This is a genomic window from Flavobacterium aestuarii, from assembly GCF_040049115.1.
GTDB classification, from domain to species: Bacteria; Bacteroidota; Bacteroidia; order Flavobacteriales; family Flavobacteriaceae; genus Flavobacterium; species Flavobacterium aestuarii.
Window position 1 is genome coordinate 213371 of the sequence record NZ_JBDLZZ010000006.1, and the last position, 23368, is coordinate 236738.

Annotated in this window: 17 protein-coding genes and 1 tRNA gene; 11 read left to right on the forward strand and 7 right to left on the reverse strand. The window is 36.5% G+C overall.

Features of this window, described 5'->3' with window-relative positions:
- Window positions 1–18 precede the first annotated feature (18 nt).
- Complete coding sequence (locus ABEG11_RS08675) at window positions 19–372, forward strand: hypothetical protein (protein WP_348823774.1); 354 nt, start codon at window positions 19–21, stop codon at window positions 370–372.
- A 259-nt stretch (window positions 373–631) separates the two neighbouring features.
- Here ABEG11_RS08675 and ABEG11_RS08680 read toward each other — a convergent pair whose 3' ends face one another.
- The gene (locus ABEG11_RS08680) at window positions 632–1183 is read right to left on the reverse strand and encodes a hypothetical protein (RefSeq protein WP_348823775.1); all 552 of its coding nucleotides are present in this window, start codon (window positions 1181–1183) and stop codon (window positions 632–634) included.
- A gap of 119 nt (window positions 1184–1302) precedes the next feature.
- Between ABEG11_RS08680 and ABEG11_RS08685 the strand changes: the two genes are divergently transcribed.
- The 3 genes from ABEG11_RS08685 (at window position 1303) to ABEG11_RS08695 (ending at window position 6737) form a co-directional block, all read left to right on the forward strand.
- Window positions 1303–4074, forward strand: a complete 2772-nt coding sequence (locus tag ABEG11_RS08685) for a 2-oxoglutarate dehydrogenase E1 component (RefSeq protein WP_348823776.1) — start codon at window positions 1303–1305, stop codon at window positions 4072–4074.
- Between the two features lie 89 nt (window positions 4075–4163).
- Window positions 4164–5399, forward strand: coding sequence for a 2-oxoglutarate dehydrogenase complex dihydrolipoyllysine-residue succinyltransferase (odhB, locus tag ABEG11_RS08690; RefSeq protein WP_348823777.1), 1236 nt, complete (start codon window positions 4164–4166; stop codon window positions 5397–5399).
- Between the two features lie 90 nt (window positions 5400–5489).
- Window positions 5490–6737: a TCR/Tet family MFS transporter gene (locus tag ABEG11_RS08695; protein ID WP_348823778.1), complete on the forward strand. Its 1248-nt coding sequence runs from the start codon at window positions 5490–5492 to the stop codon at window positions 6735–6737.
- Here ABEG11_RS08695 and ABEG11_RS08700 read toward each other — a convergent pair.
- Both ABEG11_RS08700 and ABEG11_RS08705 read right to left on the reverse strand, forming a co-directional pair.
- The gene (locus tag ABEG11_RS08700) at window positions 6700–7137 is read right to left on the reverse strand and encodes a retropepsin-like aspartic protease (RefSeq protein ID WP_348823779.1); all 438 of its coding nucleotides are present in this window, start codon (window positions 7135–7137) and stop codon (window positions 6700–6702) included. The two genes, ABEG11_RS08695 and ABEG11_RS08700, sit on opposite strands and share 38 nt — an antisense overlap.
- Window positions 7138–7183: 46 nt before the next feature.
- On the reverse strand, window positions 7184–9793 hold the full coding sequence (locus ABEG11_RS08705) for a CHAT domain-containing protein (RefSeq protein WP_348823780.1): 2610 nt from the start codon (window positions 9791–9793) through the stop codon (window positions 7184–7186).
- Window positions 9794–10065: 272 nt separating this feature from the next.
- Here ABEG11_RS08705 and ABEG11_RS08710 point away from each other — a divergent pair, with 272 nt between their 5' ends.
- The 5 genes from ABEG11_RS08710 (at window position 10066) to ABEG11_RS08730 (ending at window position 14033) form a co-directional block, all read left to right on the forward strand.
- Entirely contained in the window at window positions 10066–10845 is a 780-nt protein-coding gene (locus ABEG11_RS08710; protein WP_348823781.1) for a TatD family hydrolase, read from the forward strand.
- Between the two features lie 63 nt (window positions 10846–10908).
- Window positions 10909–12051: a 1-acyl-sn-glycerol-3-phosphate acyltransferase gene (locus ABEG11_RS08715; protein WP_348823782.1), complete on the forward strand. Its 1143-nt coding sequence runs from the start codon at window positions 10909–10911 to the stop codon at window positions 12049–12051.
- Window positions 12041–13069, forward strand: a complete 1029-nt coding sequence (locus tag ABEG11_RS08720; protein WP_348823849.1) for an asparaginase — start codon at window positions 12041–12043, stop codon at window positions 13067–13069. The genes ABEG11_RS08715 and ABEG11_RS08720 overlap by 11 nt, the downstream gene beginning before the upstream one ends.
- Before the next feature lie 58 nt (window positions 13070–13127).
- Window positions 13128–13214 (forward strand) — tRNA-Ser (locus tag ABEG11_RS08725).
- 111 nt (window positions 13215–13325) lie between these two features.
- A complete protein-coding gene (locus ABEG11_RS08730) occupies window positions 13326–14033 on the forward strand; it encodes a porin family protein (protein WP_348823783.1) in 708 nt (235 codons plus the stop codon).
- On the opposite strand, the gene ABEG11_RS08735 is transcribed toward ABEG11_RS08730, so the two are convergent.
- From ABEG11_RS08735 to ABEG11_RS08750, 4 genes are all read right to left on the reverse strand, one after another.
- Entirely contained in the window at window positions 14028–14633 is a 606-nt protein-coding gene (locus ABEG11_RS08735) for a hypothetical protein (protein WP_348823784.1), read from the reverse strand. The genes ABEG11_RS08730 and ABEG11_RS08735 overlap by 6 nt on opposite strands.
- 44 nt (window positions 14634–14677) lie before the next feature.
- Window positions 14678–16144, reverse strand: coding sequence for an RNA polymerase factor sigma-54 (gene rpoN, locus ABEG11_RS08740; RefSeq protein ID WP_348823785.1), 1467 nt, complete (start codon window positions 16142–16144; stop codon window positions 14678–14680).
- A gap of 138 nt (window positions 16145–16282) precedes the next feature.
- Window positions 16283–17716: an asparagine--tRNA ligase gene (asnS, locus tag ABEG11_RS08745; RefSeq protein WP_194641469.1), complete on the reverse strand. Its 1434-nt coding sequence runs from the start codon at window positions 17714–17716 to the stop codon at window positions 16283–16285.
- Window positions 17717–18048: 332 nt separating this feature from the next.
- Window positions 18049–20463, reverse strand: coding sequence for an efflux RND transporter permease subunit (locus tag ABEG11_RS08750; RefSeq protein WP_348823786.1), 2415 nt, complete (start codon window positions 20461–20463; stop codon window positions 18049–18051).
- Window positions 20464–20647: 184 nt separating this feature from the next.
- Here ABEG11_RS08750 and ABEG11_RS08755 point away from each other — a divergent pair, with 184 nt between their 5' ends.
- Window positions 20648–22918: a cation:proton antiporter domain-containing protein gene (locus ABEG11_RS08755; RefSeq protein ID WP_348823787.1), complete on the forward strand. Its 2271-nt coding sequence runs from the start codon at window positions 20648–20650 to the stop codon at window positions 22916–22918.
- Window positions 22919–22920: 2 nt separating this feature from the next.
- Window positions 22921–23250, forward strand: a complete 330-nt coding sequence (locus tag ABEG11_RS08760) for a DMT family transporter (RefSeq protein ID WP_348823788.1) — start codon at window positions 22921–22923, stop codon at window positions 23248–23250.
- The last annotated feature ends 118 nt before the right edge of the window (window positions 23251–23368 follow it).

Here is a 23368-nt window from a genome sequence, read left to right on the forward strand (position 1 = left end):
AATCCAAAAGCTGTCAATATGTATATTACCCCTTTAAATAGTGATTTGTTGTTTGAAGAAGCTCAGAAAGAGTCTTTGTATCTAAAGCTTATTGAGCAGCTCAATAAAGATTTTAATCTGGCCAATGAAGGAGTTGATTTTCCAATAAGCATTTTGCCCGGAGAGTTAAAAATCCAGTTACACGAAAAAATCTACAGAATGATTCAGTTTAAATTTGCCGAATATTTAAATCTGCTTTATATCATTGATGTCCCCGAAGATCAGATAAAAAAACTGGATGGCAGTGATCTAATAATTCTTGCCGAACAGGTTTCTTTTTTAATCCTAAAAAGAGAATGGCAGAAGGTTTGGTTCAGGAATAAGTATAAATAAGTTTCTAAGCTTCTATAGTTTGGTTGGAAGACTTTTTTTGATACTATTTAATTTTCGATAGGTTTTTGAAGCACAAGTATGGAAGAATTCTATGCAAAATCGTCCTGTTTGTCATTCCGCAGGAATCTTAAGCTGGTTCCTCACTTTGTGTAAGATTTCTATGGATAGCAAAAATGCGTGAAAAAACTATAGGCTTATGTCTGTGCTTTTTGTTTTTGGAAATAGCTTAGAGACTTTGCCTCTCAGGAGCGTTGCTTTTCTAAAAATACGCTCTAACAAAAGGCATTACTGCATCTCCATAAACATTGTCATTTTCGTCAAACAATACATTATAAGCGAGACCCACGGTTACATTTCCGGTCCGGTAACCTGCTCCAAGAAATAATGCCGTATTCCAGAAATTATCTGTATAACTGTTATAGCCATTATAGGCATCATAATGATTATTGACATAAGACTCATTTAAGTTTATAGAAAACTGAATCTCCGGAATTGGGTTAATGAATGTTAGAAAACTGACGCCATACACTCCAGAATCATAATATCCTTTGGAAGAAACATAGCTTGCCTGGAGACCAATGCCTGTTGCTAGATAGGGGTTAACATTATAAATAGCACTGGGAGCAACGGAAATATCGGTATAGCCACTGCCAAAACTCAAGCCAAAACCGCCTCCAAACTGCACTTTTTCCCAAAAAGAACTTCTCGCAGCAGGCATTTGCTGGTATTGAGCTATTACGTTTTCGTAAAACAATATAGTAAAAAAGACGAAAAGATACTTTATTGGGGAGGTAAAGGTTGATTTTTTCATGCTTCTGGCTTTTTTAACAAATTTTTACGTAAAAGTACGTAAAAAAATAGATTTAAATAAATTGCTTTATCGTATTTTTGCCAGACTATTTTAACAAAAGTATATTCAATAACGATATTATGGATAGGTTTTCATTTTTAAACGCAGCTCATACAGAATTTTTCGCTCAATTATACGATCAATATTTAGAAAATCCGGATAGTGTAGAACCTAGCTGGAGAAGTTTTTTTCAAGGTTTTGACTTTGGAATGACTACTTATAATGATGAAAATCCAGTTCAGCGGATTGTTGAATATGTAGAGAGTAATGCTGACTGCAGTCTGGTTTCAGATAAACTGCAAAAAGAATTCAATGTTTTAAAATTAATAGATGGATACCGTACCCGCGGGCATTTATTTACTAAAACAAATCCAGTTCGTGAACGTAGAACATACAGCCCTACTTTAGATATTGAAAATTTTGGATTAACAGCAGCAGATCTTTCAACTGTTTTTGATGCAGCTCAGGTAATTGGTGTTCCGCCTTGTTCATTGCAGGATATCGTAACACGGCTGAAAGCTATATATTGCCATTATATTGGAGTAGAATATATGTACATCAGGAATCCTGGTGTTGTAAAATGGATTCAGGACAAATTGGGTGTGAATAATAATCAGCCTAATTTTTCTGTTGAGGAAAAGAAAACTATCTTAAATAAATTAAATCAAGCGGTTTCTTTTGAAAACTTTTTGCATACCAAATACGTAGGGCAAAAACGTTTCTCATTAGAAGGAGGAGAATCTGTAATTCCTGCTCTTGATGCTTTGATTGAAAAAGCAGCTGAACAAGGTGTAGAGCAGTTTGTAATGGGAATGGCTCACCGCGGCCGTTTGAATGTATTGGCTAATATTTTTGGAAAATCAACTCAGGATATCTTCAGCGAATTTGACGGAAAAGATTACGACCAGGAATACTTTGACGGAGACGTAAAATACCACTTAGGCCTTACTGCTGATAAAGTAACTAAATCCGGTAAAAAAATAAACATCAACTTAGCTCCGAATCCTTCGCATCTAGAAACTGTAGGTGCTGTAATAGAAGGAATTACAAGAGCGAAACAAGATAAATATTTTGCTGATGATTTCTCTAAAGTATTACCAATTGCTGTTCACGGTGACGCTGCAATAGCAGGTCAGGGGATTTTGTATGAAATTATTCAGATGTCATTACTCGACGGATATAAAACAGGCGGTACAATTCACATTGTAATCAATAACCAGGTTGGTTTTACAACGAACTATCTGGATGCCCGTTCCTCTACGTATTGTACAGATGTTGCCAAAGTAACACTTTCGCCGGTATTGCACGTAAATGCTGATGATGCAGAAGCTGTCGTACATGCAGTATCTTTTGCTCTGGATTACCGAATGAAGTATGGCCGTGATGTATTTATCGATTTATTAGGTTATAGAAAATATGGACATAACGAAGGTGACGAGCCTCGTTTTACACAGCCGGTTTTATATAAAATTATTGCAAAACATCAGAACCCAAGAGATATCTATGCCGAAAAATTATTAGCAGAAGGAGTTATTGATGCCAGTTTTGTAAATGCTTTGGAAAAAGAATACAAAACTAATCTTGAAGAAAATTTAGAAGCTTCCCGTAAAAAGGATTTGACAATCATTACACCATTTATGCAGAATGAATGGAAAGGATTCAAGCAGGTTTCTGATGATGTTATGCTGCAGAAAGTAGATACTTCTTTTGCAAAAAAATCATTAGATTCTATCATAAATACAATATCAACCTTGCCATCAGACAAGAAATTCATTAACAAAATAACTAAAATTGTTTCCGATAGAAAAGCTGGATACGAAAATAATACTATCGATTGGGGAACTGCTGAAGCATTAGCTTACGGTTCACTTTTGACTGAAGGATTTGATGTACGTATTTCTGGTCAGGACGTGGAGCGTGGTACATTTTCTCACCGACACGCCGTAGTTAAAGTAGAGGATTCTGAGGAAGAGGTAATTTTGTTGAATGCTATCGAAAACAAAAAAGGAAACTTCAATATTTTTAATTCACATTTATCTGAATACGGTGTTCTTGGTTTTGATTATGGTTATGCTTTAGCTAATCCAAATGCATTGACTATTTGGGAAGCACAATTTGGTGATTTCAGTAATGGAGCACAGATTATGATTGACCAGTATATTTCTTGTGGTGAAGACAAATGGAATAACCAGAACGGATTGGTAATGCTGTTGCCACACGGATACGAAGGACAGGGAGCTGAACACTCTTCAGCAAGAATGGAGCGTTACCTGCAGCTTTGTGCCAGACATAATATGTATGTAGCAGATTGTACAACACCAGCCAACTTCTTCCACTTGCTGAGAAGACAAATGAAAACAACTTTCCGTAAGCCTTTGGTGGTATTCTCTCCAAAGAGTTTATTGCGTGATCCAAGATGTGTCTCTACGGTTGAAGAATTAGCATCAGGAAGTTTCCAGGAAACTATCGATGACAATGCAGTGAACAAAAAAGAGGTAAAAACATTGGTTTTCTGTACAGGTAAATTCTATTATGACATTGTTGCCGAAAGAGAAAACAACGGAAGAAAAGATGTTGCAGTTGTTCGTATAGAGCAATTATTCCCATTCCCAGCTGAGCAGATTAAAGAAATCATTGCTAAATACCCAAATGCTGATGATTATGTTTGGGCACAGGAAGAGCCTAAAAACATGGGAGCTTATAGTTATATGCTGATGAATTTCAATTTTATCAAATGGAGACTGGCTTCATTAAAAGCCTATTCAGCACCAGCTGCAGGAAGCTACACCAGAGCAAAACGCCGTCATGCAGATGCTATTAGAATGGTATTTGATAAAAATTTATTTAGATAAAAAAGTTTGTGGTTTTTAGTTTGTAGTTTATTTTTGAACGCAAACAAGAGCCATAAACAATTAACCACAAACAATAAACTAAAAGAAATATGATTTTAGAAATGAAAGTCCCTTCACCAGGGGAGTCAATCAAAGAAGTAGAAATTGCAACATGGTTAGTAAAGGATGGAGATTATGTAGAAAAAGACCAAGCTATCGCTGAGGTTGATTCTGATAAAGCTACACTTGAATTGCCAGCTGAAATGAGCGGAATTATCACGCTTAAAGCAGAAGAAGGTGACACAGTAGCGGTTGGGGCTGTAGTGTGTCATATCGATACCGACGGAGCAAAACCATCAGGTTCAGTTTCGGCACCAGCAGCAGCTCCTGCAGCTGAAGCGCCAAAAGCAGCACCTGCGCCAGTGGCTCCAGCTCCTGTAGCAGCACCTGCGCCAGCAGCATCTTATGCAGCAGGAACTCCATCTCCGGCAGCTAAAAAAATATTAGAAGAGAAAAATATTGCTCCAGCAACTGTAACAGGAACTGGAAAAGGCGGAAGAATCACTAAAGATGATGCCGTAAATGCCGTACCTTCAATGGGAACTCCAACAGGAGGAAACCGTGGTCAGGAACGTACAAAATTATCAATGCTGCGCCGTAAAGTAGCGGAAAGATTGGTTTCGGCTAAAAATGAAACGGCAATGCTGACTACTTTCAATGAAGTAAACATGACGCCAATCAACTTAATCCGCAACGAGTACAAAGACGCATTCAAAGCAAAACATGGCGGTCTTGGTTTAGGATATATGTCTTTCTTTACTAAAGCGGTTACTAGAGCATTAGAATTGTACCCAGATGTAAACTCTATGATGGATGGTGATTATAAGCAATCATTTGATTTCTGTGATATTTCTATTGCAGTTTCTGGTCCAAAAGGGCTTATGGTTCCTGTAGTTCGTAATGCTGAAAACTTGACTTTCCGCGGTGTTGAAGCTGAAATTAAAAGATTGGCATTGAGAGCTCGTGACGGACAAATCACAGTTGACGATATGACAGGTGGAACATTTACAATCACTAATGGTGGTGTTTTTGGTTCTATGCTGTCTACTCCAATCATCAATCCTCCACAATCTGGAATTTTGGGAATGCATAACATTATCGAGCGTCCAATCGCTGTAAACGGTAAAGTGGAAATTCACCCAATGATGTACGTAGCGCTTTCTTATGACCACAGGATCATCGATGGACGTGAGTCTGTTGGTTTCTTGGTTGCCGTGAAAGAAGCTTTGGAAAACCCATTAGAATTATTGATGGGTGGCAATGCTAAAAAGGCATTGGAATTGTAATCGAGCAAATTTCTTAAAATAAAGAAATCCGTTTAGAGTTTTTTCTAAACGGATTTTTTGTTTATTTGTGCAGCTAACCAAAAATTATTTATGTCATCAAGCAAAAAACAAGCTGCTATCGGCTTCATCTTCATTACAATGTTAATTGATATCACAGGATGGGGAATTATCATTCCGGTTATACCAAAACTGATTGAGGAGTTAATACAGGGTGATGTCAGCGAAGCAGCAAAATATGGTGGCTGGCTGACATTTGCTTATGCGATAACCCAATTTATGTTTGCGCCTCTAATTGGTAATTTAAGTGATAAATTTGGTCGGAGGCCAATTATTTTGATTTCGCTTTTTGCTTTTTCACTCGATTATATATTGCTGGCATTTGCACCAACAATTACCTGGCTGTTTGTAGGCAGAATAATTGCTGGACTAACTGGTGCGAGTATTTCTACAGCTTCGGCTTACATTGCTGATGTAAGCACACCAGAAAACAGAGCGAAAAATTTCGGGATGATTGGTGTGGCATTCGGGCTTGGGTTTATTATTGGGCCTGTTATTGGTGGTGTTTTGGGACAGTATGGGTCGAGAGTTCCGTTTTATGCAGCGGCAGTTTTGTGCATGCTGAATTTTTTATACGGCTATTTTATTCTGCCCGAATCCTTATCGAAAGAAAATAGAAGGCCACTGAATTTAAAACGAGCCAATCCAATTGGAACTTTTTTAAATCTAAAGAAATATCCATCACTTTATGGATTATTATTTGCTTTGTTTTTGATTTATGTTGCAGCACATGCAGTAGACAGCAATTGGAGTTATTTTACGATGTACAAATTTAGCTGGAACGAAAAAATGGTTGGGATTTCGCTGGGTGCCGCAGGAGTTTTAGTAAGTCTTGTACAGGGCGGGCTGATACGATGGACTAGCAGAAAATTAGGAAATGAGAAAAGCATTTATATTGGAATTGCTTTATATGCTATCGGAATGTTTTTGTTTGCTTTTGCTTCAGAGAGCTGGATGATGTTTCTATTTCTAATTCCATATTGTCTCGCCGGAATTGCGGGTCCATCCTTGCGGGCAATAATTTCTACCCATGTTCTGCCAACAGAACAAGGAGAAATTCAAGGTACAATTGCCAGTTTAATGAGTGCAGCGACAATTATAGGTCCACCAGTAATGTCGAGCCTTTTTTATTATTTTACTCATAAAAGAGCACCATTCGAATTTGGGGGAATGCCTTTTATTTTGGGCGGATTACTGATGATAATCAGCGGTATTGTTGCTTATTTTTCGTTGAAAAAGTATGCTATTTCAAATAAAGACAATGATTGTAATAATCAATAATTGCTTTTCCTTTTAGTAAAACATCAGCTCCAATAATGCCGTGAACAGGCTTTGCCTTGTAAGCAGTTAAAGCTTCATTTACATGGGATAGATCAAAAATAACCAATTCTAATCCTGAGTCTTTCCAATTGCCTAGTTTAATCTTATTATTAGCAGCCATCTGGGTCAGCATGCCAGTGGCTCCAGCGCCAGACGCCTTGGTTTTGGAATCCTGTGCTTTTAATTGAAAAACAGAAATACCTTCAAATCCAATACAGCTGTTCGAAGCACCTGTGTCCAGAATAAAATTTCCCTTAATACCATTGATTTTTGCCTTAATCAAAAGATGCTGTGTTTTGGTTACTTTAAATTTTATCTTTTTGTAGTTTGCTTTTTTTAATTTTTCATGCAGGTTTTTCATACTCAATATCTGTAAAGTTAAAAACAGTATTACTACGCTTTGATTGTTATTTTTCTTTCTGAATACGTTTTGCAATAAGTTTGTACAAGATAAAACTTCCAAAAATTATGGATGAGATAACTAATCCCAGCAGTATATAATTGTTTTTGTCTTTGTCCTCTATGCCACCATAATATACAAATGAAGCCCAGTAATAAGGTGATTTTTTTGAATTTGAAATTTTATTGTCATTCAGAAAGTCAATTTTTGCCTGATGATTGGATTCAAAATAAGAATTGTTTTTTTTGATGCCTTTGTAAAAGTAACCCATAAATACAGAGGTAGTGTAATCATTTATTTTCCAAAGAGAGAATAATAAGTTTTGTGCGCCTGCAAATTGAAATCCTTTTGCTAAGCTCATAGCACTTTCGGATTGGTAAGGTTTTCCAATTTCTGTTTGGCAGGCACTCAGAACGACTAAATTAGGTTTTATATTTAGATGATATAACTCAGAATATAAGATTTCACGATAGAAAAATTTGATACTGGCTGGGGTTTCAATGTCACCGGCAGTTGCATGAGTTGATAAATGCAATATTGAATATTTGGCCGCATTATTTTTGAAATTTTGATAAGTGGCATCGCTATTTTCAAAAAAACGGCCTTTAAAATTGCTTTGTATAGATTTCAATTCTTTTTTTGAGTACGTTAAGGCATGATTTGTTTTCTCAAAAACCGGAAAAATTCCCAAAACAGTTTTTTCTTTTTCGCGAAATGGCTTTGTTTCCAAATAAAAACTGGCCGAATTATTGTAGGCAATATTAAAATCATTTAAAAGATAATGCATTTTTTCAAAATGCAATGTATTTGATTCTTGTGTGATCAATGCCTCAAAGGGCAGAAAATTTAAAATACCATCAGGGATTATGATAAGATTTTTATAAGTTGATTTTGCTGGAAGCAAGAGGTTTTTATATGCTTGAGCTGCCGTTTTATTATATAGCCGTATGTTGTTAGTGATGTTATCCGGATCATTAAAAAAATCTAAATATTGCAGTATGGTTTCCTCACAGGCTTTCTTAACGCAGAAAGATTGAAGGGAAATCTGATTGTTTTTTATTGTGAATGCATACACGGTTTTTTCGCCCCAAAAATACTCGACCATAACAGCATTGTCTTTTTCTAGTTTAGAATGCAAGGCATTAATGCTGATTGTTGTTTTATTTTGCTTTGTACGCAAAGGCTGGTATTTTTGTACTGTCAGCATTGTTTCGTTTTGTTTTTTGACAGCCTTGTTTATTTTGTCAATATCTGCGAATTCTCCTTTTTGCTGTTCTTTCGATATTTCGTTACTCCAGAAGCGCAATTCTTCTATTTTTTGCTTTTCTATTCTTGAAGCAGTTCTGTTTTTGTAAATTTCATTTTTTAAGGTCCGTGATTTGGTATGTTCTACCAACTGGAAAGCTTTGTCTATGTATGCACGGTCTGCGTTTTTTTCAAATAATGATTGATATATGAGAATGCATTTTTCGACACGATTTCTGTTTTTAATCTGGGTAGCAGTTTTGGAATTTTCATACAGCATAAGTGTCTGGAACAATTTTTCGATATGAAAAGCGAGTGCATAGCTTTTCAATGCTTTTTCGGGCTGTTTTTGAGCTGTAAACAAAACAGCTTGAAGATCTAAAGCGTCAAGCAGGATAGTTTCGGCATAAAGAGAGCTTTCTTTAGGCAATATGCTCTTCTCTTTTGAGTAATTTGATATTAATGTAGCAAAAAGGGTTTGAAGTACTTTTTGGGCTTCGGTCAGCTTATGCTGGCGAAGCAGCAGATCAATTTCTTGCAGATAGAATTCTGCCTTTTTCCGCGGTTTTTTTTTGGGCAGGCTTTCAAAAACAGTTTTAGCTTTTGCAAAATAATCAAGAGCTTCATTTGTGTGATGCTTCATTTTAATCCTATGCAGATTTATATAGGTGTCTAATAAAGCTTCGGATTGTGGATTGCTGTTTTTTAATAATGGAACAGCTTTTAAAAATGCTGCTTCAGCATTTAGAGCATCTTTATCTACTGATCTCAAAAGGTAATTCTGCCCCAAAGCATTTAATAATAATCCTCTCTGATTGGCAGTCAATTTTTCGGTCTGTATTGTTCTTTCAATTAGATTTATTGCTTCAGTGGTTCTGCCTGAGTTTTGGTACACAGCAGACAAATTAAGAATTGCTATGATTTTCTGCGCATCATTCTTTTTAACCTTAGCAATATTGTAATAGCTGTTAATCGTTTTTTCGGCATTATTGTAATCTCCTGTTGTGATGTATAAATTTCCAAGCGGCTTCAGGCAGTTTTCAATTATATCGTAATCTGTAAGCTGATATTTATGATATGTCTTCCATGCTTTTTCATAACTGGCAATAGCATAGCTGGTTTTGCCAAATTCATTTTCAAAAAAACCTTTATTGCAGTTTAAAACAACGATTGATAACAGTGCTTCTTTTGTTTTCTCGTCTTGGCTCTTCCAAAAAAGTGTTTCGACTGTATTTAGATTTTTAATGCCTTCTAATGAGGGATTTGCCATGAAATAATTTATGGCGTTATAAGTGATTTCTTCTTGAGGATGATTTTGGCCAAAAAGACTCAGTGTAGCAAAAAGAAAAAATAATATATTGTTTTTTATCATAACATATTGGTTGTCTGATATTTAATAATAATAGTTTGAAATGGATAAAATAAAGTGTTAAAACTCTATTTTTCATTGTGCCAAAAGTACTCAAAACTTCCAATAGCATAAACTGCCAATAGTTAAAATTATTATCAAAAAATAAGTTTGCTGTAAGCTCTGTCACTTATTTCAATTTGTCTGTAATCTTTTTTTTGTGTACTGATGTTCTTTGAACAATCCGTTTGGATAGCTCAGTTTTTAAAGTAATTTTGCATTATTAAATTTTACATTTGGAAGCACAAGCAATACTTACCGACACCCATACCCATTTATACTCTGAAGAATTTGATGTGGATAGAAACGAAATGATGCAGCGTGCTATTGATAATGGCGTTACCCGCTTTTTTGTTCCTGCGATAGATGCAGCCTGTACTCAGAGCATGTATGATCTGGAGCGCAACTATCCCAACAATGTGTTTCTGATGATGGGATTGCACCCAACATATGTAAAGGATAATTATCTGGAAGAACTCCAGCATGTAGAAAACGAATTGGCCAAAAGGAAATTTGTGGCGATTGGTGAAATTGGTATTGACCTGTATTGGGACAAAACACATCTGTTTCAGCAGCAGACAGCTTTTAGAAAACAGATTCAGCTGGCCAAACAATACAAACTTCCCATTGTGATTCACTGCCGGGAAGCTTTTGATGAAATTTTTGAAATTCTTGAAGAAGAAAAATCACCCGAATTGTTTGGAATTTTTCATTGTTTTACAGGAAACTATGATCAGGCATTGCAGGCCATATCATACAATATGAAATTAGGCATTGGGGGAGTCGTTACTTTTAAAAACGGAAAGATAGATCAGTTTCTGGATAAAATTGATTTAAAACATATTGTCCTTGAAACAGATTCTCCTTATCTAGCTCCGATTCCTTTTCGAGGCAAACGCAACGAAAGCAGTTATTTGATAAATGTAGCCAATAAATTAGCTCAAATATATGGCGTTTCTGCAAATGAGATTGCAACGATAACAACTGATAATTCCATCGAAATATTCGGGATTTAATATAGAATTTCTGTAACTTTAATATTTTTTTTGTTCTTTTGTCCAACTAAATTGAAAACAAAAATGAATAAATTTGATGCGATCCGGTCTTTTTATGATTCCGAAATAAACGAAGGAATAATAAAAGTAATTGATCATCCGATGATGAAAGCTTTGATGAACTTTTGTTTTCCAGGAGTTGACGATGAAATCTGGAAAGAGCAGCTCCGTAAAACACACTCTATTCGTGATTTTCAATGCAATTTTATTTATCATGGGGTGCAGCAGGTTTTGGAGAAAAGTTCCGAGGGATTAACTACTTCGGGTTTTGAAAAACTAGAAAAAAACACAGCTTATCTTTTTGTATCAAATCATAGAGATATTGTCCTAGATACTACATTGCTGAATGCTTCGCTGTTTGAGTATGGCTTGGATATGACTTCATCGGCTATTGGTGATAATCTGGTCAAAAAATCTTTTTTGAAAATCTTAGCAAAATTAAACAGGAACTTTTTGGTACAGCGCGGGCTGTCCCCAAGAGAATTGTTAGTAAGCTCCAAGCTGCTGTCCGAATATATGGCACAGCTGCTGCTGCATGAAAATCGTTCGGTCTGGATCGCACAGCGAGAAGGAAGAACCAAAGACGGAAACGACGAAACCAACCCTGGAGTTTTAAAAATGATCGCCATGGGATCGGATGAGCCTAATATAATGGACTATTTTAAGAAAATTAAAATTGTTCCAGTTTCCATTTCTTATGAATATGATCCTACAGATGCTTTGAAAATGCCACAATTATTGGCCGAAGCTAATAATGAGATTTATAAGAAGGAGAAAAATGAAGATTTTAAGACTTTGCTCAGTGGTATTATTGGTCAGAAGAAAAGAATACACATTCATGTTGGAAATGTACTTGACAAAGAAATTGATGACATTATCAGGAATGTAGATACTACTAATAAGCAAGTACAGGCATTGGCACAAGTTATTGACGATTCTATTCTTAGCAATTACAAATTGTGGACGACAAATTTTATCGCTTATGATATTTTGAACTGCTCCAGCCGGTTTTCTCATCTATATACTGAAAACGAAAAACTGCTTTTCGAAAGAAGACTAGAAATGAGAATCGATCATGAGCATCCTGTTGCCAAGCAGAGCTTTTTGGATATGTACGCGAATCCAGTTGTAAATAAATTAAAATATGTTGACGCACTTGCACTCTAAGCCAAGAATTCTTTTGATTTATACCGGTGGAACTATTGGTATGAGCAAGGATTTAGAAACTGGAGCTCTCAAAGCTTTTAATTTCAGTAAGCTTCTTCATAATATTCCCGAATTAAAATTGCTCGATTGCGAGATTGATACTTTTTCTTTCGAAAATCCTATAGATTCATCCAATATGAATCCCGAACATTGGACAGGAATTGCCAATACAATCGAAAATCATTATCATAAATTTGATGGTTTTGTGGTTCTTCACGGTTCCGATACAATGTCGTATTCGGCCTCTGCATTGAGTTTTATGCTCGAAAATCTTTCTAAGCCCATCATATTTACAGGTTCTCAGCTGCCTATTGGTGATTTAAGAACCGATGCCAAAGAAAATTTAATCACTGCAATTCAAGTTGCTTCACTTCGGGAAAATGGGAAGCCAGTTATCAAAGAGGTATGTCTTTATTTTGAATATAAATTATATCGCGGAAACCGGACAACTAAGATAAATGCCGAACATTTCCGAGCATTTATTTCTCCTAATTATCCTTTCCTAGTTGAATCAGGAGTACATTTAAAAGTCAATTCTGAGTTGTTCTTGCCCGTAAACGAAGTAAGTGTGTTGAAAGTTCATACACGTATGGATAACAATGTAGCCATCATCAAAATGTTTCCAGGAATAAGTGAAACTGTACTCTCGGCGATTTTGAATATTCAAAGTTTGAAAGGGATTGTCATGGAAACCTACGGAGCCGGAAATGCCCCGACCGAAGATTGGTTTTTGTCGCTTTTGCAGAATGCGGTTAATAGAGGATTGCATATTGTCAATGTTACACAATGTGCTATAGGAAGTGTGAGTATGGGACATTACGAAACCAGTACCACGATGAAAAAACTAGGAATCATTTCCGGGAAAGATATCACCACGGAAGCGGCGATTACCAAATTAATGTATTTACTGGGGCAGAATATACCGCAGGAAGACTTCAAAAAGGTATTTGAAACTCCATTAAGAGGAGAAATGCAATAATATTGAATTTTTATTTTCGAAAGTCATTTTTTTTAGTGTTATTTGCACTCCGAAATAAAGAGAGGTGTCCGAGTGGTTGAAGGAGCTAGCCTGGAAAGCTAGTATATGGGTAACTGTATCGAGGGTTCGAATCCCTTCCTCTCTGCAAAAAGAAAACGTTCAATCTTAAACAGGTTGAGCGTTTTTTTATGATATTTGTATATGCATAACGTTTTGGCAGATTTTAATCCTTATTTGCCACTAACCTCTCAGACTAATGATGCGATTATTTCTTGGCTGTTTTCTTTTTTTGTCCATTTTTAGGGGATTTTCTCAAGATAAGGAATTCTCAATTGATACGCTGCACGTTAAAATTGACAGTCTTTACAGGGAAGATCAGTTTTATGCTGGGCTCAATTATAATTCTATTGTAAAAAAGCCTGATGGTCTATCTCAAGATAAAATTTCATTTGGGTTTTCTGCCGGTTTTCTTAGGGATTTTCCATTAAACAAAAGCAGGACTTTTGCTATTGCTCCAGGAATTGGTTTTTCATTTAATAATTATATCCAGAATATGGCTATTGTGGGAACGAGTAATAGTCCTATTTATGGTATTATACCGTCCAATGTTAATTATGATAAAAATAGATTTGAGCAATTTAGGGTAGAATTGCCACTTGAAATCCGATGGCGTGATTCTACTCCCGAAAGCTTTCAGTTTTTTAGGCTATATGGTGGTTTTAAAGTAAGTTATTTATTGTATGACAAATCTGTTTTTGATGATAACAATCAGAAAATCGTAATTAAAGGGAATAAAGATTTTGAAGAGCTGCTTTATGGTGTTTATATTTCGATGGGATATAGTGCCTTTAATCTGCAGGTATATTATGGACTGAATTCTTTTTTTAAATCTACTGCTCAAATTGATTCGTCACGGGTTACGATGAATGTTTTGAGTCTTGGTGTGGTTTTCTATATTTTATAACCACAAAAAAAGAAATGCTATCTGTGGGATGCTTCCTAATAGTACTCCAATAACTATTTCGTTTGGGGTATGAGCTCCCATTACCAGACGAGATGAAGCTACAACTCCATTCATTAGCAGTAAAAAAGGAACAAGATATATGTTTCCCATCTGTAAATGAATGTTTAATCCAAAAGCAAAAACGGTTAAGGCCGAAAGAGCAAGCATGTGCAGGCTGGCTTTGAACTTGAGATACAGCAGTCCAAGTGCAAATAACGTGCTAAATAAAGCGCCTATAAAGAAAAAATGCAATTCTGGATAATACTCAAGCGGAATGCTTCTTCGCAGCAATATAATAATCAGAAAACTTTGAAAAATCAGCGGTATCTTGCGCTGTTCTAAATCGGCAATCATGATGCTGTCTACCTTTCCCGTATAACGAAGCAGGTAATATAAAGCCATCGGAACTATAATAGTTACAATGGAAATCTGCCAAAAAAAAGGAATGATTTGCTTTATGCTAAAATCAGTGCTGTGGCATACAAAATACAAAATACAAGCTTGTACAGGAGTGAAAAGCGGATGAAATATATAGGAAAATATGGGAAGTATCTTTTTCAATTTTAAAAAGCAGATTTCAAGAAGTTAGTTTTCGGAGAGGTTAATTACAGTTTTTTCCTCATCCGGGCAACTGGGATTTCCAGCTGTTCACGGTATTTGGCTATGGTTCTTCTTGCAATCGGATATCCTTTTTCTTTTAGTATTTCGGCCAAAAGGTCATCTGGAAGCGGATTCTTTTTGTCTTCGTCTTCGATAGTATTCTGTAAGATCTTTTTGATTTCGAATGTCGATACATCTTCGCCCTGATCATTTTTCATGGCTTCGGAAAAGAATTCTTTTATCAGCTTGGTTCCATAAGGAGTTTCTACATATTTACTGTTTGCAACCCTCGAAACGGTGGATATATCCAGTCCGATCATATCGGCAATATCTTTTAGAATCATTGGTTTCAAACGCGTTTCATCGCCGTCTAATAAATAATCTTTCTGATAATGCATAATGGCATTCATCGTTACAAACAAAGTGTCCTGACGCTGTTTTATAGCATCAATAAACCATTTTGCCGAGTCTAATTTTTGCTTGATAAACTGTACGGCATCTTTTTGGGAACTTGATTTATCCTTCGATTCTTTATAAGTCTGCATCATTTCCTGATAATCTTTGGAAATATGCAGGGAAGGGGCGTTTCGGCCGTTTAAGGTAAGTTCGAGTTCGCCGTCAACGATGCGGATAGCAAAATCGGGTACTATGTTTTCGGTGATTTTGGTATTTCCGGAAAAAGATCCTCCAGGTTTTGGATTGAGCCTTTCAATTTCGTGAATGGCATTTCTGAGCTGTTCGTTGGAAATATTAAGTTTTTGAGTCAGTTTATCATAATGCTTTCTCACGAAAGCATCAAAATGCTGATCGATTATAGCTGTTGCGAGATCAATAGATTCTGTTGGTGTTTTGTGTTTGAGCTGTAACAGTAAACATTCCTGCAGGTCACGTGCACCAACGCCGGTAGGTTCCAGTTCGTGAATGATATTCAGAATCGTTTCTACTTGTTTTTCAGAAGTGTAAATTCCTTGGGTAAATGCCATGTCGTCAACCAAATCCGGAATGCTTCTTCGAATATATCCCGTGTCGTCAATACTTCCGACCAAAAATTCGGCAATATCGCGCTCTTCGTCATTTAGTATAAAAGTATTTAGCTGATTGATGAGATCCTGATGAAAACTTATCGCTGCCGCAAAAGGCGTTTCCTTGGTTTCATCGTCATCACTGTAATTGTTGGTTTGTGTTTTATAATCAGGAGTGTCGTCGCTGTTTAAATATTCGTCTATGTTAATGTCTTCCGAATCTATTCTGTCCGCTTCGGAATCTTCATAATCATCGTATTCTTCCGTGTCGAACTCGTCTTTTTCATAGTCATCCTCTTCTTTTCCAGATTCCAGAGCAGGATTCTCGTTCATTTCCTCCAGCAGCCGCTGTTCAAATGCCTGCGTTGGCAGCTGAATTAACTTCATCAGCTGGATCTGCTGTGGAGATAATTTCTGAGATATTTTTAAATTTAAAAATTGCTTTAGCATATTGAGGGTCTGAAGGCTTAAGGTTTAATATTGTTTAAGTGTTTAAAAGTTTAAGATTGTTTAAACATTTAAAGCTACCGTTAAACAAATTTAAAAAACTTTAAACAATTTTAAACCATTCAAACAGCAATAAACTTTTTAGAATTCTGCATTCTGAGGTGTTCTTGGGAACGCAATTACGTCACGTATGTTTGTCATTCCGGTTACAAACAGCACCAGTCTTTCAAATCCAAGTCCGAAGCCTGAGTGAACAGCCGAACCAAATCTGCGGGTATCCAGGTACCACCATAATTCTTCTTCGTCAATTCCTAAGGCTTTCATTTTTTCGACCAAAACATCAAAACGCTCTTCTCTCTGTGAACCGCCCACGATTTCGCCAATTCCAGGGAAAAGAATATCCATTGCACGTACTGTTTTTCCGTCCTCGTTCAAACGCATGTAGAAAGCTTTGATATTGGCAGGATAATCAAATAAAATTACCGGTGATTTAAAGTGTTTTTCTACCAGATAACGTTCGTGTTCCGATTGTAAATCAGCGCCCCATTCGTTAATGATGTATTGAAATTTTTTCTTTTTATTTGGAGTAGAATCTCTTAAAATGTCAATTGCTTCGGTGTAGGAAACACGTTTGAAATTGTTTTCCAGTACAAAGTTTAGTTTTTCGAGCAAAGCCATTTCGCTTCTTTCAGCCTGTGGTTTTGATTTTTCTTCTTCCAATAAACGGCCTTCCAAGAATTTCAAATCATCAGGACATTTTTCAATAACATATTTAATCACATATCGGATAAAATCTTCGGCAAGATCCATATTGTCATTCAAATCGTTGAAAGCAACTTCCGGTTCAATCATCCAAAACTCTGCCAAATGACGGGAAGTATTCGAATTTTCGGCTCTGAATGTTGGTCCGAAAGTATAAATCTGTCCCAAAGCCATTGCAAAAGTTTCGCCTTCTAATTGTCCTGAAACCGTTAGGTTTGTATGTTTTCCGAAGAAATCTTTTTTGTAGTCAATATTTCCTTCTTCATTTTTAGGCAGATTATCCAGTGGCAGCGAAGTCACCTGAAACATTTCACCAGCACCTTCTGCATCTGCACCTGTAATTATGGGCGTGTTTACATACACAAATCCTTTTTGCTGAAAATAACTGTGCACCGCATACGATAAAACCGAACGCACGCGCATAATCGCCCCAAAAGCATTCGTACGCACACGTAAGTGCGCATTCTCACGAAGAAATTCTAATGAATGTTTCTTCGGTTGCATCGGGAATTTCTCCGCATCCGAGTCTCCAAGGATTTCAAGTTTAGTAACCTGAATTTCATATTTCTGACCTGCGCCTTTACTTTCGGCCAAAGTTCCTGTTACCGAAACCGCTGCGCCGGTTGTAATTCTCTTTAAAGTTTCGTCAGGGGTATTTTCAAAATCGACAACACATTGAATATTATTAATCGTTGAACCGTCATTCAAGGCAATAAACTGATTATTCCTAAAAGTTCTAACCCAGCCTTTAGCATTAATTTCCTGTAAAGTCGTTGTGCTGTTTAATAAGTCTTTAACTTTTGTGTGTCTCATTTTGATTTTTGATTTTAAATTTCTGAAGTTGAATCAAAGAAAATATTGTTATAATTCTGTTGCAAATATAGTTGATTTGTTTGAAATTGTCATGTTTCGGAGAGGTGTATTCAGGTTTTTGTATTGTGTTTTTTTGGAGCAGTTTACTGTTATTCGATGTCTTTTGCTATTAGGCTGTGCATATGTTGTATTGGGACACAGATGACACGGATAAAACGGATTAACACTGATTTTTTAAATTAGAATAGAAAAGCAGATAAGCATTAACAAATAGAAAATCCAGCCGAAGCTGGATTTTTTATTTGAAGTTATAATGCAGTAGTTTCTGTAATTTATTTTTTCTCAAAATCTTCAATCTCTTCATCAGTGAATTCCAGTATTTCGAGTTTAGGTTCGATGAAATCCTGTTCGTTGGCCAATGTTTTATTCAGGGTCAAAACCAAAGCCGGCAGTAACATCAGATTGGATAACATTCCAAATAATAAAGTCAGTGAAACCAGTCCGCCAAGGGCAATGGTTCCTCCAAAACTGGACAGCATAAATACCGAAAATCCAAAGAACAGTACGATTGACGTATAGAACATACTCAAACCGGCATCATTGAAAGTCGCATAAACCGATTTGCGGATTTTCCAGTTGTTTTTCTTTAATTCCTCTCGGTATTGCGATAAGAATCGAACAGTATCATCGACCGAAAGTCCAAATGCAATTCCGAAAACCAATATTGTTGAAGGTTTCAGCGGAATGTCAAAAAAGCCCATAATTCCGGCTGTTAACAGCAACGGCAGTAAATTTGGAATAATTGAAACCAAGATCATTTTGAAAGAACGAAACATAAATCCAATTAAAAGTGCCGTCAGGAAAAAGGCGAAAACCAATGACGAAAGCAGATTGTCCAGCAGGTAGCCCGTCCCTTTTTGGAACACTAATGCTTTACCTGTAATAGTTACATGGTATCTGTCCGGAGGGAAAATTTTATCGGCTTTTTTGCGGATTTCAGCTTCAACGATTGGCATTACGCCTCCGTTTTCATCACGCATGAAAGTAGTAATTCGGGCAAACTGGCCTGTTTTATCTACATAGCTTTTCATTAGGTCGCCTTTGGTGTTTTTGGTAGCATTTTTGGCATACGACAAAATAAAAGCCTGTTCCTGCGAAGTGGGCAATTCGTAGTAATTCGGATTTCCGTTGTAATAGGCCTGTTTGGAATATTTGACCAGATTGACAACCGAAATAGGTTTTGATAATTCGGGAATTTCATCAATTGCGGTTTCCAGCTCGTCCATTCGCTTAAGCGTAGAAAGTTTCATGACTCCTTTTTTGTGTTTGGTGTCAATCATGATTTCGAGAGGCATTACTCCATCAAATTCTTTTTCGAAGAAGATAATGTCTTGGAAAAAAGGTGCTTTTTTAGGCATGTCTTCAATAATACTGCCCGAAATACGCATTTTGTAAATTCCGATAATACTGAATACCAAAAGAGAAACGGCCACTACATAAATTGAGAAACGGCTTTCTTTTACATTTCGTAAAATCCAGTCCATGAACCATTTTACATAACCCCTGTCCAAGTGCTCGATGTGACGGTCTTTTGGAGCCGGAATGTAACTGTGAAAAACCGGAATTACGATAATACACAAAAAGAACAATGCCAGAATGTTGATGGAAGTTACGTTTCCAAATTCAATCAGCAGTTTGTTATTTGAAGTGATAAAAGTGAAAAATCCTATCGCCGTAGTTACGTTCGTCATTAAGGTTGCCATCCCAATTTTGGTCGTAACACGCTGTAAAGCTTTGGCTTTGTTTCTGTGGATTTTGTATTCCTGATGGTATTTATTGGTCAGGAAAATACAGTTTGGAATCCCGATTACAATAATCAGTGAAGGAACCAATGCCGTTAAAACAGTAATCTCATAATTTAATAATCCCAAGAAGCCAAAAGACCACATTACACCAATAATTACAATAACTATCGAAATTAGTGTTGCTCTGAAACTTCTGAAAAAGAAAAAGAAAAGCAGTGAGGTTACCAACAATGAAGCTCCGATGAAAAGACTTATTTCGCTGATAATTGTCTGCGAATTTAATGTTCGGATGTATGGCATTCCCGAAACACGAAGGTCTATTTTGGTTTCTTTTTCGAATGCTTCTACGGCTGGAACTAATCTGTCAGTGATGAAATCCTTTCTGGCAGGAGTGTTTACGATTTTTTTGTCCAGATAAATGGCAGAGCGGATCGTTCCCGATCTTTTATTGAAAAGCAGTCCTTCGTAAAAAGGCAGATCATTAAACAGCTCCTTTTTTATTTTTTCGAGATAAGCCTGATTATTGGTTTTGCCTGCATCGACTAAAGGAACCAATTCGAATTTTTGAAGCGCTTCGTTTTTTTGTAATTTCTTTAAGTCATTTATTGAAATAACCAGATCAACCGCTTTGTCCCCTTTTAAGGTGTTCATCAATTTTGCCCAAGCAGTATAGGCTTTTGGAGTAAAAAAAGTTTTGTCTTTTACACCAATAATGACCAGATTTCCTTCTTCGCCAAACTTGTCCAAAAAGGCATTGTATTCAATGTTTACAATATTGTCCTCGGGTAACATATTGGCTTCGGTATGCGTAAAATGGATGTTTTTCCACTGCATTGCCAATAAAACTGTTGCCACAACAACGATGGACAACATTAAAATTCTATTTCGAAGTACGACTCTGGCAATTAATTCCCAGAATCCTAAGCTAAACCACTTAATCATGTCAAATTTTTAAATCTGCAAAGGTATGTAAAACCATTATAACCCTAGTCTTTTAGGGAAATCTTTTTCTTAGCTGGATTGTTATTTTTTTGTTTTTATTTTAGTTCAAAATAGCTTTGCAGCCTGTAATTTATATATATTTGATTTTTTTAAGGATTATGCAAAATCGTTGAAAAATAACTTTATGAAAAAGTATAAAAATACATTGTTTTATTTAGGTGTTACAGGTGGCTTTACAGCTTTGATATACTTCATAGTCAGGAAAGGGAAACAGCTGGAAGGCAATGAGACAATTCCTCATCCTCAAGTGAGCGGGGATTCTTGGCAGGAATTTTTGACATCAATGATTCATAATGTGCAGGATCCTTTAGCTATTTTATTAGCTCAAATCATTATGATTATTCTGGTCGCCCGGCTTTTTGGCTGGATTTTCAAAAAAATTGGGCAGCCAACCGTAATTGGCGAAATTATCGCAGGTATTGCACTCGGGCCTTCTTTATTAGGGTTGTATTTTCCAGAATTTTTCCAGGCGCTTTTTCCTTCCAATTCATTAGAGAATTTGAAATTCCTGAGCCAGATCGGATTGATACTTTTTATGTTTGTCATAGGGATGGAACTCGATATCAAGGTGCTGAAAAACAGGGCTAAAGAAGCAGTTGTTATCAGCCATGCGAGTATCGTGATTCCGTTTGCATTAGGTATTGGTCTGGCCTATTTTGTTTACAATCGTTTTGCGCCCGAGGGAGTTAAATTTCTTTCTTTTAGTTTGTTTATGGGAATTGCAATGAGTATAACCGCTTTTCCGGTTTTGGCACGAATTGTTCAGGAAAGAGGCATGCACAAAACCAAATTAGGAGCTATTGCCATAACCTGCGCTGCTGCCGATGATATCACGGCATGGTGTTTATTGGCAGTTGTAATTGCGATTGTAAAAGCGGGAACTTTTGAGAGTTCAATGTACATTATTTCATTAGCAGGTATTTACGTATTGGCGATGATTTATCTAGTGAAACCTTTTTTGAAAAGAATAGGTGATTTGTATGGTTCCAAAGACAGTTTAAGCAAGCCTGTTGTGGCTATCTTTTTTTTATTGCTGATAATATCTTCGTATGCAACCGAATTAATTGGAATCCATGCGTTGTTTGGCGCATTTATGATGGGGGCAATTATGCCTGATGTTCCGAAATTCAGAACGGTTTTTATTTCCAAAGTCGAAGATGTGTCTGTAATATTGCTGCTGCCTTTGTTTTTTGTATTCACAGGATTACGTACCGAAATCGGTCTCATTAACGAGCCTTATTTATGGAAAGTGACTGGTTTTATTATTCTGGTTGCTGTTATAGGCAAGTTTTTTGGAAGTGCCCTGGCGGCCAAATTTGTTGGACAAAGCTGGAGAAACAGCCTTATCATTGGGGCTTTGATGAATACACGAGGCCTGATGGAATTAATTGTTTTAAACATCGGATTGGCACTTGGAGTGCTTACAACCGAAGTTTTTACAATGATGGTAATTATGGCATTGATTACTACTTTTATGACAGGACCTGCCTTGGATTTAATTAATTATATTTTTAAAACTACCGATATCACCGATCATGACGAGGAAGCTGACCAAAGCAAGTACAAAATTCTGATTTCTTTTGGAAACAATGAAAAAGGAAAATCACTGCTGCGATTAGCACATAGTCTGGTAAAAAAACAAAACGAATCGGCGAGTATTACTGCGATGCATTTGTCCTTGAGTGATGAAATGCACTCTTTCAATATGGAAGATAAGGAGAAAAGCAGTTTCAGCCCTATTGTGAAAGAAGCGGTTATTTTAAAACAGGAAATCACAACTGTTTTCAAGGCAACACTGGATGTTGAGTCCGAAATTATTGATGTTGCCAATCAGGGAGATTATGATTTATTGTTAGTTGGTTTGGGAAAATCTATTTTCGAAGGAACTATATTAGGTAAAGTAATCGGATTTACTTCCCGAATTATTAATCCCGAACGATTGCTGGATAAATTTACAGGTAAAGAAGGCTTGTTTGCTAATTCACCATTTGATGATAGAACAAGACAGATTGTAACCAGGGTAAAACTGCCATTGGGAGTTTTGATTGACAAGGAATTGAAAGAAGTCAACCAGGTTTTTGTTCCTATATATTGTTCTGAAGATTCTTTTTTGATTGATTATGCCCAAAAATTAATTTATAACAATAATACTGCTGTTACCTTTTTGGATATGAAAGGACACATGGAATCTAATTTTGTTATTGCAAGTGCGGTTAGCTCTCTAAAACAAAAATTCCCTAACAATGTAATTCTTAATAACGAATCTATTCTGCTTGATGAATTTTTGATGAAGCAGGATTTAATGATTGTAAGCCTGGACAGCTGGAAAGATTTGCTGGATACCAGTTCAGGCTGGCTGAGCGGTGTACCATCTGTATTGATTATAAAACCTTAATTATGAACTGGATTTTACTTATCATCGCAGGTTTGTTTGAAGTAGGTTTTGCCACCTGTCTGGGTAAAGCCAAAGAAACTTCAGGGATGATTTCGACTTTGTGGATGGCTGGGTTTTTTATAGCACTTTCCATTAGCATGACATTGCTGTACAAAGCTTCGCAAACCTTGCCAATCGGGACGGCTTATGCAGTCTGGACAGGAATTGGCGCAGTCGGAACAGTTTTGGTTGGGATTTTTGTGTTTAAGGAACCTGCCACTTTCTGGAGGCTTTTCTTTTTGTTTACTTTGATATCTTCGATAATTGGATTGAAATTCGTTTCAGCTCATTAATACTTTGCGTCTCTGCGTCTTTGCGAGCCAATTTCACGCAAAGGCGCTGAGACGCAAAGAAAATGTAGGATCTGATTTCTGAGGAATACTATGAATTGTGGATAGAAAATCTTTTTAA